20 protein-coding genes, 1 tRNA gene and 1 pseudogene are annotated in these 16321 nt (G+C 65.4%); 6 read left to right on the top strand and 16 right to left on the bottom strand.

Annotated features, from left to right (window positions below; translation table 11 throughout):
• Nucleotides 1-2: 2 nt before the first annotated feature.
• The 3 genes and pseudogenes from rpsA to ACSQ76_RS04470 all read right to left on the bottom strand — a co-directional run bounded on the left by rpsA (nt 3) and on the right by ACSQ76_RS04470 (nt 2843).
• Nucleotides 3-1687, bottom strand: a pseudogene (gene rpsA / locus ACSQ76_RS04480) (30S ribosomal protein S1).
• 200 nt (nt 1688-1887) lie between these two features.
• Entirely contained in the window at nt 1888-2232 is a 345-nt protein-coding gene (locus ACSQ76_RS04475) for a hypothetical protein (protein ID WP_437155617.1), read from the bottom strand.
• Nucleotides 2229-2843, bottom strand: coding sequence for a (d)CMP kinase (locus ACSQ76_RS04470; protein ID WP_306128237.1), 615 nt, complete (start codon nt 2841-2843; stop codon nt 2229-2231). The genes ACSQ76_RS04475 and ACSQ76_RS04470 overlap by 4 nt, the downstream gene beginning before the upstream one ends.
• A 177-nt stretch (nt 2844-3020) precedes the next feature.
• On the opposite strand from ACSQ76_RS04470, the gene ACSQ76_RS04465 reads away from it, so the two are divergent.
• On the top strand, nt 3021-3245 hold the full coding sequence (locus ACSQ76_RS04465) for a hypothetical protein (RefSeq protein WP_437155616.1): 225 nt from the start codon (nt 3021-3023) through the stop codon (nt 3243-3245).
• A gap of 63 nt (nt 3246-3308) precedes the next feature.
• Here the strand turns inward: ACSQ76_RS04465 and ACSQ76_RS04460 are convergent.
• The 6 genes from ACSQ76_RS04460 to ACSQ76_RS04435 form a co-directional block, all read right to left on the bottom strand.
• Nucleotides 3309-3382: transfer RNA gene (locus tag ACSQ76_RS04460), tRNA-Gly, on the bottom strand.
• A 65-nt stretch (nt 3383-3447) separates the two neighbouring features.
• Entirely contained in the window at nt 3448-4014 is a 567-nt protein-coding gene (locus ACSQ76_RS04455) for a hypothetical protein (protein ID WP_306128239.1), read from the bottom strand.
• A 132-nt stretch (nt 4015-4146) separates the two neighbouring features.
• Entirely contained in the window at nt 4147-6189 is a 2043-nt protein-coding gene (locus ACSQ76_RS04450; protein WP_437155615.1) for an ASKHA domain-containing protein, read from the bottom strand.
• Between the two features lie 163 nt (nt 6190-6352).
• A complete protein-coding gene (gene aroA / locus ACSQ76_RS04445) occupies nt 6353-7699 on the bottom strand; it encodes a 3-phosphoshikimate 1-carboxyvinyltransferase (protein WP_437155614.1) in 1347 nt (448 codons plus the stop codon).
• 208 nt (nt 7700-7907) lie between these two features.
• A complete protein-coding gene (locus ACSQ76_RS04440; RefSeq protein ID WP_306128242.1) occupies nt 7908-8273 on the bottom strand; it encodes a RidA family protein in 366 nt (121 codons plus the stop codon).
• The gene (locus ACSQ76_RS04435) at nt 8270-8503 is read right to left on the bottom strand and encodes a DUF4339 domain-containing protein (RefSeq protein ID WP_437155613.1); all 234 of its coding nucleotides are present in this window, start codon (nt 8501-8503) and stop codon (nt 8270-8272) included. Before ACSQ76_RS04435 ends, ACSQ76_RS04440 begins: the two co-directional genes overlap by 4 nt.
• Nucleotides 8504-8522: 19 nt before the next feature.
• Here ACSQ76_RS04435 and ACSQ76_RS04430 point away from each other — a divergent pair, with 19 nt between their 5' ends.
• Complete coding sequence (locus ACSQ76_RS04430; RefSeq protein ID WP_437155612.1) at nt 8523-8669, top strand: hypothetical protein; 147 nt, start codon at nt 8523-8525, stop codon at nt 8667-8669.
• A 45-nt stretch (nt 8670-8714) separates the two neighbouring features.
• Here ACSQ76_RS04430 and ACSQ76_RS04425 read toward each other — a convergent pair whose 3' ends face one another.
• A complete protein-coding gene (locus ACSQ76_RS04425; RefSeq protein WP_306128270.1) occupies nt 8715-9173 on the bottom strand; it encodes a hypothetical protein in 459 nt (152 codons plus the stop codon).
• Between the two features lie 135 nt (nt 9174-9308).
• Here ACSQ76_RS04425 and ACSQ76_RS04420 point away from each other — a divergent pair, with 135 nt between their 5' ends.
• The 3 genes from ACSQ76_RS04420 to ACSQ76_RS04410 all read left to right on the top strand — a co-directional run bounded on the left by ACSQ76_RS04420 (nt 9309) and on the right by ACSQ76_RS04410 (nt 10530).
• Nucleotides 9309-9911 (top strand): thymidine kinase, encoded by a 603-nt coding sequence (locus ACSQ76_RS04420; protein ID WP_437155611.1) that lies wholly within the window; start codon nt 9309-9311, stop codon nt 9909-9911.
• Between the two features lies 1 nt (nt 9912).
• Nucleotides 9913-10200 (top strand): hypothetical protein, encoded by a 288-nt coding sequence (locus ACSQ76_RS04415; protein WP_437155610.1) that lies wholly within the window; start codon nt 9913-9915, stop codon nt 10198-10200.
• Between the two features lie 75 nt (nt 10201-10275).
• Nucleotides 10276-10530, top strand: a complete 255-nt coding sequence (locus ACSQ76_RS04410; protein WP_306128246.1) for a hypothetical protein — start codon at nt 10276-10278, stop codon at nt 10528-10530.
• On the opposite strand, the gene ACSQ76_RS04405 is transcribed toward ACSQ76_RS04410, so the two are convergent.
• On the bottom strand, nt 10527-11648 hold the full coding sequence (locus tag ACSQ76_RS04405; protein WP_437155609.1) for a beta-ketoacyl-ACP synthase III: 1122 nt from the start codon (nt 11646-11648) through the stop codon (nt 10527-10529). The genes ACSQ76_RS04410 and ACSQ76_RS04405 overlap by 4 nt on opposite strands.
• A 169-nt stretch (nt 11649-11817) precedes the next feature.
• On the opposite strand from ACSQ76_RS04405, the gene ACSQ76_RS04400 reads away from it, so the two are divergent.
• Complete coding sequence (locus ACSQ76_RS04400; RefSeq protein WP_437155608.1) at nt 11818-12414, top strand: exopolysaccharide biosynthesis protein; 597 nt, start codon at nt 11818-11820, stop codon at nt 12412-12414.
• Between the two features lie 107 nt (nt 12415-12521).
• On the opposite strand, the gene ACSQ76_RS04395 is transcribed toward ACSQ76_RS04400, so the two are convergent.
• From ACSQ76_RS04395 to ACSQ76_RS04375, 5 genes are all read right to left on the bottom strand, one after another.
• Nucleotides 12522-13475 (bottom strand): 2-hydroxyacid dehydrogenase, encoded by a 954-nt coding sequence (locus tag ACSQ76_RS04395; protein WP_437155607.1) that lies wholly within the window; start codon nt 13473-13475, stop codon nt 12522-12524.
• Complete coding sequence (locus ACSQ76_RS04390; protein WP_437155606.1) at nt 13472-13813, bottom strand: tRNA-binding protein; 342 nt, start codon at nt 13811-13813, stop codon at nt 13472-13474. The genes ACSQ76_RS04395 and ACSQ76_RS04390 overlap by 4 nt, the downstream gene beginning before the upstream one ends.
• Nucleotides 13806-14621 (bottom strand): pyrroline-5-carboxylate reductase, encoded by an 816-nt coding sequence (gene proC / locus ACSQ76_RS04385; RefSeq protein WP_437155605.1) that lies wholly within the window; start codon nt 14619-14621, stop codon nt 13806-13808. The genes ACSQ76_RS04390 and proC overlap by 8 nt, the downstream gene beginning before the upstream one ends.
• Nucleotides 14622-14774: 153 nt before the next feature.
• Nucleotides 14775-15275, bottom strand: a complete 501-nt coding sequence (locus tag ACSQ76_RS04380) for a YbjN domain-containing protein (protein WP_306128252.1) — start codon at nt 15273-15275, stop codon at nt 14775-14777.
• A gap of 363 nt (nt 15276-15638) precedes the next feature.
• On the bottom strand, nt 15639-16172 hold the full coding sequence (locus ACSQ76_RS04375) for a hypothetical protein (protein WP_306128253.1): 534 nt from the start codon (nt 16170-16172) through the stop codon (nt 15639-15641).
• Nucleotides 16173-16321: the final 149 nt, after the last annotated feature.

Raw genomic sequence — 16321 nt, 5'->3', positions numbered from 1 at the left:
GCTTACTTGTCGTCGTCGCCTTTCAGCGCGGCGCCCAGGATGTCGCCCAGCGAGGCGCCCGAATCCGAGCTGCCATACTGTTCCACGGCTTCCTTCTCTTCCGCGATCTCGCGCGCCTTGATCGACAGGCCCAGACGGCGGGTCTTGCTGTCGACGTTGGTGACGCGCACGTCGACCTTGTCACCGACTGAGAAACGCTCGGGGCGCTGTTCGGAGCGGTCGCGCGACAGGTCGGAGCGGCGGATGAAGGATTTCATGCCTTCGTATTCCACCTCGATGCCGCCATCCTCGATCGAGGTGACCTCGACGGTGATGATCGAGCCGCGCTTCACGCCGCCCACGGCCTCGGCGAACTTGTCGCCGCCCAGCGCCTTGATCGACAGCGAAATGCGCTCTTTCTCCACATCCACTTCCGAGACGACGGCCTGAACCACATCGCCCTTCTTGTAGCTCTGGATCGCGTCTTCGCCACGCTCGTCCCAGCTGATGTCCGAAAGGTGCACCATGCCGTCGATGTCGCCGTCCAGACCGATGAACAGGCCGAACTCGGTGATGTTCTTGACCTCGCCCTCGACCTCGGTGCCCTCGGGATGGGTTTCCGCGAACACTTCCCATGGGTTGCGCATGGTCTGCTTGAGGCCCAGAGACACGCGGCGCTTGGCCTGGTCGATTTCCAGCACCATGACTTCGACTTCCTGAGAGGTCGAGACGATCTTGCCGGGGTGGACGTTCTTCTTGGTCCACGACATCTCAGAGACGTGCACCAGACCCTCGACACCGGGTTCCAGCTCGACGAACGCACCGTAGTCGGTGATGTTCGTGACACGGCCGGTATGCACCGATTCCAGCGGGTACTTGGCAGCGACCAGATCCCACGGATCGTCCTGCAGCTGCTTCATGCCCAGGCTGATACGGTGGGTTTCCTTGTTGATCTTGATCACCTGGACCTTGACGGTCTCGCCGATGTTCAGGATCTCGGAGGGGTGGTTCACACGGCGCCACGCCATGTCGGTAACGTGCAGCAGGCCGTCGACACCGCCCAGGTCCACGAAGGCCCCGTATTCGGTGATGTTCTTGACCACGCCGTCCACGGCCTGACCTTCGGTCAGGTTGCCGATGACTTCGGCGCGCTGCTCGGCGCGGCTCTCTTCCAGGATGGCGCGACGCGAGACAACGATGTTGCCACGGCGGCGGTCCATTTTCAGGATCTGGAAGGGCTGCTTGAGACCCATCAGCGGGCCGGCATCGCGCACGGGGCGCACATCGACCTGGGAGCCGGGCAGGAACGCCACGGCGCCGCCAAGATCGACGGTGAAACCGCCCTTGACCCGGCCGAAGATCGCGCCTTCGACGCGCGCGTCGTCCGCGTATGCTTTCTCCAGGCGATCCCAGGCTTCCTCGCGGCGGGCCATTTCACGGGAAATGACGGCTTCGCCACGGGCGTTCTCTGCCGAGCGCAGGAACACTTCGACCTCGTCGCCCACTTCGATTTCGGGCGCTTCACCGGGATTTGCGAATTCCTTGAGTTCGACGCGGCCTTCCATCTTGTAGCCGACGTCGATGATGGCTTGTCCCGCTTCAACCGCGATGACCTTGCCTTTGACAACCGTTCCCTCTTGGGGGTGTCCATTTCGAGGCTTTCATTAAGGAGGGCCTCGAATTCCTCCATCGATGCGTTTTGAGCCATGTGGCGTTTCAATCCTAACGTTTCGTTGTGTCCGGCCGCGCGGTTGTCTCCGCCGGTCTTCAGGGTTTCGTTGGTCAGACGGGTCGCCTCATATACGCAAAACAAAGAGGGCCGGTATTCCCGACCCTGCTCGCTCTCAATGCTCTGCGGCGGTTCCGCCTTGTCGACGAGGGGCGCTATAGCCCGCTCGGCCATGACAATCAAGGGGTTTCGTGCCCCGCCCCGGCCCCGGGCCCGTCCTCGCGCAGCCGCAGTTGCAGGTAATCGCCCGGCGCCCGCACCATCACGCCTTGCCCCCGGAACGGCCCGTTGGGGTTGAAGACCTCCACATCCACCGCCTCGCCCTCCGACAGGTCCACATAAAGGATGTTGCTGCCGCACCAGTCGATGCTGGCCCGCAACATGTGCTGGGTCGGCTCCACCTCGACGCTCACCTGGCTCTTGCGCTTGATCGTGCCGACTTCCTCGCCCGTCACAGTCAACCGGTAGGCCCGGAAGATATCCATCCATCCGCCGCCACGGTGAAAGGTGATCCGCGCCGTCATAACGCCGCACGCACCCGCGCGACCTCGGCACAGGCCGCTTCGACCGCGCCTTCGATCGACAACGCGGTCGTGTCCAGCAATATCGCGTCCCGCGCCGGCTTCAGCGGCGCCGTCGCACGCGCCGAGTCGCGGTCGTCGCGCAGACGCAGGTCGGCCAGCACCTCGTCATAGGTGGTGACGGTTCCCTTGCCTAGAAGTTCCTCCAGCCGCCGTTGCGCCCGCACATCATCGCTCGCCGTCACGAACAGCTTCACGTTCGCCTCGGGGCAGATCACCGTGCCGATGTCCCGCCCGTCCAGCACCGCGCCGCCCGAGCGCGCCGCAAAGGCCCGCTGGAACTCCACCAGCGCGGCACGCACCTCGGGCACCGCGGCCACGCGGCTGGCGGCCTGTCCGACTTCGGGCGAGCGCAGATCGTCTGCGTCGAGGTCCTCGGCCCTCAGCGCGCGCGCGGCGTCCACCGGCTCGGTCCCGTCCAGGGTGCGCCGTCCCGTCGCGCGATAAAGCAGCCCGGTATCCAGATGCGCGAAACCGAACCGTTCGGCCACCGCCCGCGCCACGGTTCCCTTGCCCGCCGCCGCCGGCCCGTCGATCGCTACAGTAAAACCCATGATGTCCTTCGCCTCGCTTGCCGCCGTCGCCGCGCGGATTGCCCTGGCGGGTCCGGCCCGCGCCGCAACACAGTGTTTCCCGAAACTGCCCGTTTCCGTCGGCCAAATCACCCCACTAGGGCGATAACAAGGCAAGATTTTCACACTTCTGTCGCCTTTGCACCGCACAACGTCTCCATGACCCCACCCGATGACCCGACACCCGCCGAACGTCCATGCCGCCCCTGGTGCAGTCGCACGACGCGCCGCATCTGCGGCGGTGGATTGTTGTCCGGTCTGCCTTTCGCCGAAATGGTTCTGCTGGCGGGGTTCCTGATGTCCGCAGGCATGTTCCTCACGGTCGAGGACAACCACGCCGCGCAGGCACCATCGCCTTCGACAGCATCCAGCCCGACACGCTGACGCGCGACCGCGCGCCGCCCGTGCAGCGACCGTCGGCGCGTGGTTTTTCGAACGAAGGAAGCATGGAGCGGGTAGCGGGAATCGAACCCGCGCGTTCAGCTTGGGAAGCTGACAGGCTACCATTACATCATACCCGCCTGCGCGACCGTCTAGGTATGCCGCCCGTCCCGCCCGGTCAAGACGGATTCGCGTCTCCGTCGCCTCACTCGGCCGCCCGCACCCCGGTATAGGTATAGGTCTCTTCCTCCCCGTCCGAGGTGCTGGCCACCAGCAGGCCGACCCCCAGTTCCGGAAGGTAGTGATAGCGCTCGGTGTATGTCGGATCGTCATTGAAGGTCAGGTCGATCTCGAACGCCGGATAGGTGCAAGGTCCAAGCTCGATCGTCTTCAGCGGCCCCGATTTCGCCGTCCCGCCGCCGGTGCTGTCATTGCTCCATTCCGCGTCAGGGCGGGGCTCGTCCCATTTTTCCAGGTCGGCATAACTGGCGAACACATCCTTCTCCCCGACCTTCACCACCCCGTCCTCGATCGGCGTCGAACTGGCCAGGTACAGGCCGTGCCGCGTTTCGAGAACCGAGCCCGACCCATCGGGAAACTCCGTCTGGATCAGGATCTGCTCCGGGGCAAAGCGCCGGTGCGTCTCGGTCATCCCGTCGCGGGTCTCGAACACCACACCGCTGTCAAGCGCCTCGGCATCGGGACAGCCCATCGCGGGCAGCGCCGATGCGCTGGCCAGAACAAGAGAAAGCAATATCGATTTCGGTGTCATCTCGGCTCGATCAATCGGTTGCGCCCTGTCGGCATCGGAAAAAGGGACCGCCCCGCGGCGACCAACGCTCAGGGCACATCCTTACCCTGCGCAATCGCCGGTCGCAGCGCAATGCCCTTCTGCGTGGCCGCCTCAGCCGCGCCTGCGCCGGCGCCGTCCGCCCTCGTCCCCCCCGCCGGTATTGAATGACGGGTTCGGCAACGGCGCGACCTTCGCCAGTTCCGGGAACGGATCGGTCTTGTGTGGAATGGCGTTGGCGGCCACGAAATGCTCCTGGAACTTGGGTTCGATCGCGGTCTCGACCTTGGTGATCTCGCGCACCACCCGCTCGATCTCGCGCCGCGCTCCCACGTTGCACAGCGCGATCCGCGCGCCCGTGCCCGCGGCATTGCCCACGCTGGTGACCTTGTCCAGCGGAACATCCGGGATCATCCCCAGCACCATCGCGTGCTTGGCACTGATATGCGCGCCGAACGCCCCGGCCAGCACCACGCGGTCCACCTTGTCCACGCCACGCTCGTCCATCAGCAGGCGGGCCCCAGCATAGAGCGCAGACTTCGCCAGCTGGATCGCCCTGATGTCCCCCTGCGTCACGGTGATCCGCGGGCCACCCTCGGCCGTCGCGTCGTGAATGAGGTAGGAATGCGTCCGCCCCTCGGCCACCATCCGCGCGGTCCCGGTCGCCTCGGCCGAGCCGATCAGCCCGCTTTCATCCATCAGCCCCGCCATGCGCAGCTCGGCCACCGCCTCGATGATGCCCGACCCGCAGATGCCGGTGATCCCCCCTGGCCCCACCTCCTCGGCAAAGCCTTCCTCGTCGGACCACTTATCCGATCCGATCACGCGAAAGCGGGGCTCTTTCGTCTCCGGGTCGATCCGAATGGCCTCGATGGCGCCGGGCGCCGCCCGCTGTCCGCTGGAGATCTGCGCCCCTTCAAAGGCCGGCCCGGTCGGTGACGAACAGGCCAACACCCGTGTCTTGTCGCCCAAAAGGATCTCGGCATTCGTGCCCACATCCACGATCAGCGCCAGGTCCTCGGATTTGCCAGGCTCCTCGCTCAGCGCCACGGCGGCACAATCCGCGCCCACATGGCCCGCGATGCAGGGCAGCACGTAGACCCGCGCCCGCGTGCTGATGGCGGTCAACTCCAGCTCCCGCGCCTCCAGCGCCATGCTGTCGGACGTGGCCAGCGCGAACGGCGCCTGTCCCAGCTCCACCGGGTCGATCCCCAGCAGCAAGTGATGCATCACCGGGTTGCAGACGAACACCGTCTCCACGATCAGGCTCGGGTCGACCTCGGCTTCCCTGGCGATTTCCTCTGCCAGCGTGTTGATTGCCTCACGCACCGCGCGGGTCATTTCCTGGTCGCCGCCGGGGTTCATCATCGCATAGCTCACCCGGCTCATCAGGTCCTCGCCGAACCGGATCTGCGGGTTCATGATGCCCGACGACGCCTTGACCTCTCCGCTTTCCAGGTCCGTCAGATGCGCCGCCACAGTGGTCGACCCCAGGTCGATCGCCAGCCCGTAAAGCCCGCTCTCGTGCAGCCCCGGCCAGATCTCGATCACCCGCGGCACGCTCTCCATGTGCGACTGGTGCAGCGCCACAGTCACCCGGAACTTGCCCTTGCGCAGCACCGGCTGCAGCTTGGCCAAAAGCGTCAGGTCGGCGGTGATCTCGGGGATCTCCCACTGCTCGCGCAGCGCCCGCTCCAGCCGCTCCAGGTCGCCCGTGGGCTCGTGCATGTCCGGCTCGTCCACCTCGACGAAATACAGCCGCGTCGCCGGGTCCATCTGGATCACCCGGGCCGAGGCCGCCTTGCGCACCACCTGCTTGTGCACCTGGCTTTCCGGGGGCACGTCGATCACGATGTCGCCCATCACCTGCGCCTGGCAGCCCAGCCGCCGCCCCGCCTTCAGCCCGCGCTTCTGGTCATAGCGCTCCTCGACCGCGTTCCACTCCGACAGCGCGCCCTGATGCACGGTCACACCATGCTTGGAAAACTCGCCATAGCCGGGCGTGATCTGGCACTTGGAACAGATCCCCCGCCCGCCGCAGACCGAGTCCAGATCGACACCCAGCTGCCGTGCGGCGGTCAGCACCGGCGTGCCTTTCGGGAACCGCCCGCGCTTGCCCGAGGGCGTGAATACCACCAGTGGATCGGTCTCGTTCATCTTGCATCGCCTTTGGCCAAAGCATTTTCCAGCGGCACCATACCGCTTTACCGCGCCGCCGAAAGCCTGCGACCGGCAGAATCTGGCCCGCCCGCGACCCCGAAAATTCGTACGAATTTTCGCCGCCAAAGATTATTCGTACGAATAATCTCTGGCTTCCCGCTCAGATGCGCCTGATCTTTGCCCCCAGCCCGGTCATCAGCGCCTCGAACACCGGAAAGGACGTGGCGATCGGCCCGCCGTCATCCACCGTCACGGGATCCTTGCTCGCCAGGCCCAGCACCAGGAACGACATGGCGATCCGGTGATCCAGATGGCTGGCACAGGTCGCCCCGCCCGGCACGCCGCCCGCGCCCATGCCCTCGACGATCCACCAGTCCTCGCCCTCCTCGACCGTTACGCCACAGGCGCGCAGGCCGGTGGCCATCGCGTCGATCCGGTCGCTCTCCTTGACGCGCAGTTCCTTGACCCCGCGCATCACCGTGCGCCCGGTCGCATTGACCGCAACGGCCGACAGCACCGGGTACTCGTCGATCATGCTCGCGGCGCGCTCGGGCGGCACCTCTATGCCTTTCATGTCGGGCGAAAACCGCGCCCGCAGGTCCGCCACCGGCTCGCCGCCTTCCTCGCGCTCGTTCTCATAGGTCAGATCCGCGCCCATCTCGCGCAGGGTGGTGAACAGCCCCGCCCGCGTTGGGTTCAGCCCGATATTGGGCACCAGCACGTCCGACCCTTCGGTGATCAGCGCCGCACAAACCGGGAAAGCCGCACTCGACGGATCCCGCGGCACGACAATGGTCTGGGGCATCAATTCAGGCTGCCCAGTCAAGGTGATCACCCGGCCCTCGTCCGTCACCTCGGTCGAGATCTCGGCTCCAAACCCGGCCAGCATCCGCTCGGTATGGTCGCGCGTGGCCTCGCGTTCGATCACCACGGTCTGCCCCGGGGCGTTCAGCCCCGCCAACAGCACGGCCGATTTCACCTGCGCCGACGGCACCGGCACCTCGTATCGCACCGGCACCGGCTCCCGCGCGCCCACAATCGTCATCGGCAGCCGCCCGCCCTCGCGCCCCACGGCGCGCGCTCCGAACAGCGCCAGCGGATCGGTCACACGCGCCATGGGCCGCCCGTTCAGGCTGGCATCCCCTGTAAACGTCGCGGTGATGGGCGCCGTCGCCATCGCCCCCATGATCAGCCGCACGCCGGTTCCCGAATTGCCACAGTCGATCACCTGGCCCGGCTCGGCAAAGCCGCCGACACCTACCCCGTGCACATGCCAAACACCGTCCGCGTTTCGCTCTACCTCCGCGCCCATCGCCCGCATGGCCTTGGCCGTGTCCAGTACATCCTCGCCTTCCAGCAGGCCGGTCACCACCGTCTCGCCGATGCTGAGCGCCCCAAGGATGAGGCTGCGATGCGAGATCGACTTGTCGCCGGGCACATGCGCCTCGCCTTTCAGGCCAGAGGACAGGCTGGATTGCATCGGGACGGGCGCGCCATGACCAGACATCGGACTTCCTTCCTTAAAAATTCGCCCCGCTGATAGCGCAGCCCCCGGGCAGCGTCCATCACGCCTTTCCTCTGGCCATAAATATCCCGGGGGTTTGGGGACTGGCCCCCAATTCAACCTGTGTTTGGGGGCTGGCCCCCAATTTAACCTGTCTTTGGGGGCTGGCCCCCAATCGATCGAACCTGCGTGGCGCAGCCACTCCTTCAGGTCACTTGCCCTCGCGCTTGCGCACCGCCGCCGTCACCAGCAGTTCCACCTTCAGCTCGGGGTGCGCCAGCTTGGCCTCGCCGCAGGCCCGGGCGGGCGCGTGACCCTCAGGCACCCAACTGTCCCACACCTCGTTCATCTCGGCGAAATCGGCCATGTCGGCCAGCCAGATCGTGCATTGCAGAATCCGCGTCGCATCCGACCCGGCCTCGCCCAACAGCGCCTCGACCTTTTCAAGGCAGGTGCGGGTCTGGTCGGCCACGCTGTCGCCGCGGTTGCCCACCTGCCCGGCCAGATAGATCGTGTCGCCGTGGATCACGATCTGGCTCATGCGGGCGGCGGTGTGGTGGCGGACGATATCTGTCATGACGGGGCTCCCTTCCCAAGGTTCGCCCCGTCATATCGCGCCCGGCCCTGCTGTGCCAGATCCGCGATGCTGCCCGCAATGGCCCAGTCCGTCATGCCCTTGCGCCAGGCCAGCGTCCGGTCCCCGACCCGGCCCGCCGCCATTTCGGCCCCGAGGTCGATCAGCCTCATCGGCCCGACCTGCTGCTGTGCCTCCGCGAACCACCAGATCGCCTCCCGCGGGCACCACACCCACGTCGCCGTAATAATAATGGATCACCCCGCCCATGCAGCCGGGGCGGCCGCCCAGCTGCCTGCATCTCTGATCGGCAGGCTCATCCCGGTCGAAGGCGACCACTTCACCGGCGCCACCACTGCCGAAACCGTACGGGACAACGTCGTCGCGACGACCGGCTGAGGCGTTCGGCCAATACAGCAGCCCCTACGCCTCACCGTACGAGGTTCAATGATCGCCGTTTTCCAGGTGCAGCTTGATGTCGACCAGTACCTGCTGAAGCGCCATGGTCTCCTTCAGCAGACGCCTGGCCTCGGCGGCCGAGATCACCCCGTCCTCGATCGACTGGTGATACTCCGCCATCAGCATGGCAAATCGTTGCGACAGCGCGATCACGTCCGAATTGACGCCGCCCGTACCGCTGTCGTTGCGCCGCGCGTCCTCAAAGCTCAGCTGCGTGCCGTTCAGCTCCGCCAGCGCGGCGGTTACATGCGGATAGGACGCCGCCGCCTCCAGAGCGGCCACCGCGTCGACCGGCATGAACCGGTCGGCATGTTCGTCATGACCCGAATAGTACCGCCCCAGCGTCGCCTTGGACTTGCCGGTCAGCTTGCAAGCCGGCTCCACGCCCACGTCCTTGACCAGCGCCTCGGTGTGTTTCTTCAGATATGATCCGGCTTTCGACATCGCGCCCTTTCCCTTTGTCGCGCCGTTATCCGGATTGCTTCATGACGCCGCAATGGTGGAAAACCTTACGTTTCCGTAGCCCGCGCGGACCCCGACGCGCTTGATCCCGCGCCCCTCTTGCGGATAACTCGACGCATGGCCAAGCTCTACTTCCACTACTCCACCATGAATGCCGGCAAGTCGACGCTGCTGTTGCAGGCCAGCCACAACTACCGCGAGCGTGGCATGAACACTCACCTTCTGACCGCCGCGATCGATGACCGCGCCGGACCTGCCCGAATCGGCTCGCGGATCGGCATCGGGTCCGAGGCCGACACCTTCACCGCCGAGGACGACCTCTTCGCCCGCCTCGAGGCGATACTGGCCACGGGCCCGCTGGCCTGCATCTTCGTCGACGAGGCACAGTTCCTGACCGAGCCCCAGGTCTGGCAACTCGTCCGCGTGGTCGATGACCTGGGCGTCCCGGTCATGTGCTACGGTCTGCGCGTCGATTTTCAGGGGCATCTTTTTCCCGGCTCCGCGACCCTTCTGGCCTTGGCCGACGAGATGCGCGAGGTCCGTACCATCTGCCACTGCGGCAAGAAAGCCACCATGGTCGTGCGCCGCGACGCGCAGGGAAACGTGGTGACCGACGGCGCCCAGATCCAGGTCGGTGGAAACGAGACCTACGAAAGCCTCTGTCGCCGCCACTGGCGCGAGGCCACGGGCGATGCCGTGCCGGTCACGCCCGGGGCCTAGGGTGCTGAAATACACCGCGCTCGACGTCCTGATGTTCGTCGCCGCGCTGATTGCGGTCTGTCTCTACGCCATCAACACCGTCGACTTTTCCCTCGACAAGACCACCGCCGCCCATAACGCGGCGCGGCAGGCTGACCTGCCCAACTCCGGGTGCCTGCGCGTGACCGTAAAGCCGCCCCTGCCCTTCTCTACCGAGGACGAGAACGCCCAGGTCTTCGCCTTTGACGATGCGGGCTGCGCGGTCGACTGGTCCCACGCCTCCGGCCCCGGCTCCACCTGCGCCGAGTGACGCCGGGCGCGGGGCCGCTCTGGAACCCGCCTCCCCGTCCGAGCGTTTCTCTTTGGTATCGCAAAGGAGACCGACATGGACCGCTTGTCCTTCTACATCACGTTTTTCACCGGCAGCTTCATCACCGGCGTCATCGTGATCGCCGGGTTTTCATTGGGCTATTATACCGTCTGGACCATCGCGATCGCCGCCGTCGCGGGCCTGCTGCTCGCCTGGCCAACCGGCTACATGATTTCGCAGCGCATCAAACGCGACGATCCGGACTGGACGCCCGAGGCCGACCCTGGCGACCAGCCCGTCATCCCACGGCCGGACGCGCCCGAGGTCTAGGCCCGCTCGACCAGAACCGACCCCACGGAGTATCCCGCTCCAAACGAACAGATCAGCCCGGTGTCGCCGGGTTGCAGATCATCCGAGTATTTCGAGAACGCGATGATCGACCCCGCCGATGACGTATTGGCATAGTCCTGCAAGATGTTCGGCTGCTCGTCGGCCTCCGGCACCCGCCCCATCACCTTGCGCCCGATAAAATCGTTCATCGTCTTGTTGGCCTGATGCAGCCACAGCCGTTTGAGGTCCGCCGCCGCGACCCCGGCCTCTTCCATATGTCCGGCAATATGCGCGCTGACCAGCGGCAGCACTTCCTTGAACACCTTCCGGCCCTCCTGCACGAACTGCATGTCGCGCCGGTCCTGCAGCTCCGGGTCGCGCGTGCGCCGCAGAAAGCCGTTATTGTTGCGGATGTTGTTGGAAAACTGCGTGGCGCAGCGGGTCGAATGCACCAGGAAATGCGCGCCCTTGGCATCCTCCGCCCGCTCGATCACCAGCGCGGTGCACACGTCCCCGAAGATGAAATGACAATCCCGGTCGCGCCACTCCAGGTGGCCCGAGCATATCTCGGGGCTGACCACGATGGCGCAGCGCACGCTGCCCGACCGCACCATGTCCGCCGCCGCCTGTATCCCGAACGTGGCCGAGGAACACGCCACGTTCATGTCGAACGCGAACCCCTGCGCCCCTAGCAACTGCTGGATCTCGATCGCCACGGCCGGATAGGGCCGCTCGTGGTTGCTCGCGGCGCAAATTATCAGGTCGACCTCGCCCGCCTCGCGCCCCGCCTGCGCCAGCGCCTTGCCGCAGGCATCCAGTGCCATCTCCGCCATGATCCCCGGCTCGTCATTCGACCGCTCGCGCAGCCTGGGATGCATCAGTTCGGGATTCAGCACGCCGGACTTGTCCATGACGTAGCGCTGTTCGATCCCCGAGGCATTGACGATGAACTCCGAAGACGACGGCGCCTTGGCCTCGATCTCTCCCTCCGCGATTGCGTCGGCGTTCTCGGAGTTGAATCGCTCGGCGTAGGCGTTGAAGGCCACCACCAGTTCGTCGTTGGTGATGGTTTCTTCCGGCGTGAAAACGCCCGTGCCGGTGATCGCAGGCTTGAACATGTCTCTCTCCCTCGAAGTATCGGCCACCACGCCAGAACCATGCCCCGAGGTCAAGCGAAACGCCGCGGAAAACCGGCCGCCCGGGGGAACCGCTTCTGTCGCGGCGGCGTTTGACGCACGTAAACGCGCAGCGTGCGGCGCGCCTTCAGACAGACTTGCGAGAGATGACATGGCGCACCCCGACCGCTCATCAAGACCCATCACTGCCATCATCGACCGCCTGGAGGACACCACGACCAGAAAACAGGTGACCCTGCGCTGCATGATCGAGGCGTTCGGCAAAAGCTCCTTCACCACCGCGATGTGCGTCCCGGCGCTCTTGGTGGCTTCGCCGCTCAGCGGCATACCGCTTTTCTCCAGCGCCTGCGGCATCCTGATCGCCTCCATCGCGGCGCAGATGCTGGTGGGCCGCAAACACCTCTGGCTGCCCAACTTCGTGATGAACCGAAGCGTCGGCAACAAAACGATGTTCGCCGCGCTCCGTCGCCTGCACCGGGTGGGCGAACGGATCGACGCGATCACCCGTCCGCGCCTGTCGGCCCTGATGACGCTACCGATGCGCAAGCTCTACCAGGCGCTCTGCGTGCTTTGCGGCGTTCTGATGATCTTCCTCGAGATCATGCCGTTTTCATCGTCCATCCTCGGCATGGCGACGATCTTCTTCGCCACCGCGATCATCGTCCGCGACGGGGTTCTGGCGTGCCTCGGGGTGACCATAATGTGCCTCGGCGCCAGCCTGCCACTCTTCGCGCTTCAGGCGATGTAGGGTGGGGTTCCACCCCACCACGGTGCCGCGCGGGTTTTGCCCCTGACCGTCCCGGACCTCTTTCCGTCACGTAGGGTGGGGTTTCACCCCACCTATGCCCCGCCCGCTCAATTCACCAGGTTCGGTGGCGTTTCCCCGGCCAGGGCCGCCCGCAGGTTCTCCACCGCCACGCGCCCCATCATGTCGCGCACCTCCAGCGTCGAGGTGCCCATATGCGGCAACAGAACCACGTTCTCCAGCGCGGTCAGCGCCGCCGGCACCTCCGGCTCGTTCTCGTAGACGTCCAGCCCCGCCCCCGCGATCCGCCCTTCCTGCAACGCGGCGATCAGCGCGGCCTCGTCCACGATATCGCCCCGCGCGATGTTGATCAGGTGCGCGTGCCTCGGCATCAGGGCAAGCGCCTCCGCGTCGATCAGGTGACGCGTCTCCGGGCTGACCGGCACCGCCACCACCGCGAAATCCGCGCGGGCCAGCAGGTCTTCCAGTTCCACACGCTCGCAGGGAAATCCCGGTTCCTTGTCGCTCCGCGCGGTATAGATCACGTCCATTCCGAACCCGTGATGACACCGCTGCGCAATCGCCGCCCCGATCCGGCCCATCCCGATGATCCCCACGGTCTTGCCGGTGACATGCGTTCCCAAAAGTTGCGTCGGGTTCCACCCCGGCCACTTGCCGGCCCGCACCATGCGCTCGCCCTCGCCGGCGCGGCGCGCGCTCATCATGATCAGCGTCATGCCGATATCCGCCGTGGCCTCCGTCACCGCCCCCGGCACGTTTGTCACATGCACGCCCGCCGACCGCGCCGCGGCCAGGTCGATATGGTTGATCCCCACGCCATAATTCGCCAGCACCTTGCAGCGCGGGTTCTGCGCCTCGCGGAACACCTCGGACGAGAACGTGTCGCCGAACATCATCAGAACCCCGTCATAGAGGTTCAGTGCCGCGCGCATCTGCCCGATCTTCAGCGGCGTGTTTTCCTCGCGCATCTCGACATCGAAATGCTCGCGCGCCATGTCCACCACGCTTTCGGGCAGGGGCCGGGTGAAATAGACCCGTTTCAATGCATCCGCCCTCCGATGGGCACCTCAAGGTCCGGCGAGAGCAGCACGATCCCGCCCTCCGAGTCACTTACGCCCAACACCAGCACCTCGGACATCACCGGCCCGATCTGGCGCGGCGGAAAGTTCACCACCGCCATCACCTGCTTTCCCACCAAACCCTCGGGGTCGTAATGCTTGGTGATCTGGGCCGAGCTCTTTTTCTCGCCCAGTTCCTCTCCGAAATCGACCCAAAGCTTGATCGCGGGCTTGCGGGCCTCGGGGAAGGGCTCGGCCCGGGTGATCCTGCCCACCCGGATATCCACCTTCAGGAAATCGTCGAACGTGATCCCGTCAGCCACGGCGCAACTCCTTCGAGCGGTCGGCAGCGGCCTTCACAGTGGCCTTCATCAATGGCGGCAGGCCGTTCTGCTCATCCATCAGAACCTCCAGCCCCGCCTGGGTGGTGCCGTTGGGGCTGGTGACATTCTCGCGCAGCTGCGCCGGCGTCTCGTCCGCCGCTTCGGCCAGCGCGCCCGCACCCGCCACCGTGGCCTGCGCCAGCTGCATTGCAAGTTCCGGCGACAGCCCCTCGGCCTCGCCCGCCTTGGCCATGCATTCGATCATGTGAAACACGTAAGCCGGGCCAGACCCGGACACGCCCGTGACCGCGTCCATCTGGTGCTCGCCTTCCAGCCGCACCGCCTGTCCCACGGCCTTCAGCAACGCCTCGGCCAGGTCCATCTGATCGCCGCTCACCTCGCCATTGCCGACAATGGCGGTAATGCCGCGGCCCACGGCGGCGGGGGTGTTGGGCATCGCGCGGATGATCGGGCTGTCACTGCCGAACGCCGCTTCGAACGCCTCGATCGGCGTGCCCGCGGCGACCGAGACGAACAGCGTCCCGCCCCCGCCCATCGCCGCGATGGTGGGCAGCGCCTCGCCCATCATCTGCGGCTTGACGGCGATCAACACGATGGCCGGATTCGCCGGCAGATCCGCGTTCAGATTCACCCCCGTCCCTTTCAGCCAGTCCGACGGCTTGGGGTCGATCACCCAGACCGAGCCGGGCGGCAGGTCGCGTTCCAGCCACCCCGCCAGCATCGCCGATCCCATCTTGCCACAGCCCAGCAGGACAAGGCCCTTGTCGGCCACATGCTGCATATCCATTCCGGTGCGCCCCTCTTTCCTTGTCTTTCACGGGGTTGATAGTCCGCGCATCGCACCCCTGCAATACGCCACGGCCCACCTCGGCCACACCTCGCGCAAAAGAAAAAGGGCGCGCCGCCCGGCACGCCCCGTTCGCCTTAAAATTGTGCGACGTCAGGCCCGGCCATACGCCTCGCCGATGGCGATCTGCAGCGCCTCTTTCGGACTCCTGTCGCCCCACACCACCAGTTGCAGCGCAGGATAGAACCGCTCGGCACTCGTCACCGCCGCGCCGATCAACGTGTCGATCTGTTCGGGGCTGATCGCCTGCGCGCCGGTCATGACCAACCCGTAGCGATAGACCATCAATTGCTGCTCGGCCCAGAAGGTGAAGGCGCCCGCCCAGCATTGGTCGTTCACGTCGTTCAGCACGTGGTAAAGAGCCGGCAGTTTGTCCTCCGGCGGCTCCATCTCGAAGGTGCAGACCATGCGCAGCGTCTCGTCATAGGCCGACCAGGCCAGCGTGATCGAATAGGTCCGCCACTGCCCCTCTACCGCCATGGCGATCTGGTCGTCACCGATCCGGTCGAAATCCCAGTCGTGATGCTCGGCCAGATGCTCGACGATGTCTATGGGATGAAGGTCTTCTGAAAAGAACTGCTCGGAAAGTGCCATGGCGCCACCTCATGTGTTGTAGCGAAGGGGCTGGCAGCGCCCAAACGCTAGGTGCCTGCTCTAGGAAAGGGGTTCATTCCCGCTTTTCCTACAAGATATGGTGAGGGGGGATTTGCGACCTGTAAAGCTATTTCTTGGGGATAACCGCAATAAGTTGTGGATGACATGAAAATTTCATCAAGCCTTGGGCGTGGCGGTCCCTGCCTCGCCCAACCGCCGTCCCGGACTTGATCCGGGACCTCCTGCGCCGACGAACCTCATGCTTGCACGGGCGGATCGCCGCGATCGAACGAGGGTTCGGCCAAATGAAAATGGCTGCCCGAAGGCAGCCATTGACTTGAGTTTCAGACTGTATACGGCGACTTAGCCGCCCATGTTCGTCCGTGCGTTCGCTTTCAGCGCCGTCTCGAACTCGGCCTTGGTCATGTTGACGGTCACACCGTCGTCACCGACCATCAGCGCGTTCAGCGGAATGCCCGCACGTTCAACGGCGCGGTTGTCGGCACCTTCCATCTCGCCGTCCAGATCGACGACTGCGATGTTGCCTTGGGAATCGGCGTCGTTATACGTACCGATCAGCTCACCGTCGGTCGTGTAGACCTCCGTGTCGCCGGTCAGCGCGGCGTCCAGCTCCGCCGAAACGTCGCTTGCGGCGTCATAGGCGTCTTCGGCCACGCCACCCACGGCATCGACCCCGGCCTGTGCCGTATCGGTCGCGCTCTCACTGATGGCATAGACCGTATCGCCGACTTCCTCGGCCGCGGCGCCGGCCTGTGCCGAAACGCTCGCCTCGGCCTCGGTATCTGCCTGGGCCGTCTCGTCGCTTGCCGCGAACGGCATGACAGGTGCGGACACCAGGGCAGCAATCGCCAGGGCGGATGTGAATGTCGGTTTCATAAGGACTCCTCCTTTTTCCATCTTGCGGGCAAGTGGCCCGCGTGAATGTATGGATTCAATGCGACCGCCGGGCCTCACGTTCCATGCGGATTTGCCGGGGGAGCAGGGAACTCGGAAAACAGCAAAATAATGCCGATTGGCCACCCTGG

Origin of the sequence: Roseovarius sp. B08, assembly GCF_051417955.1 — a bacterium.
Lineage (GTDB): Bacteria > Pseudomonadota > Alphaproteobacteria > Rhodobacterales > Rhodobacteraceae > Roseovarius.
This window is presented reverse-complemented; position numbering and strand designations above follow the sequence as displayed.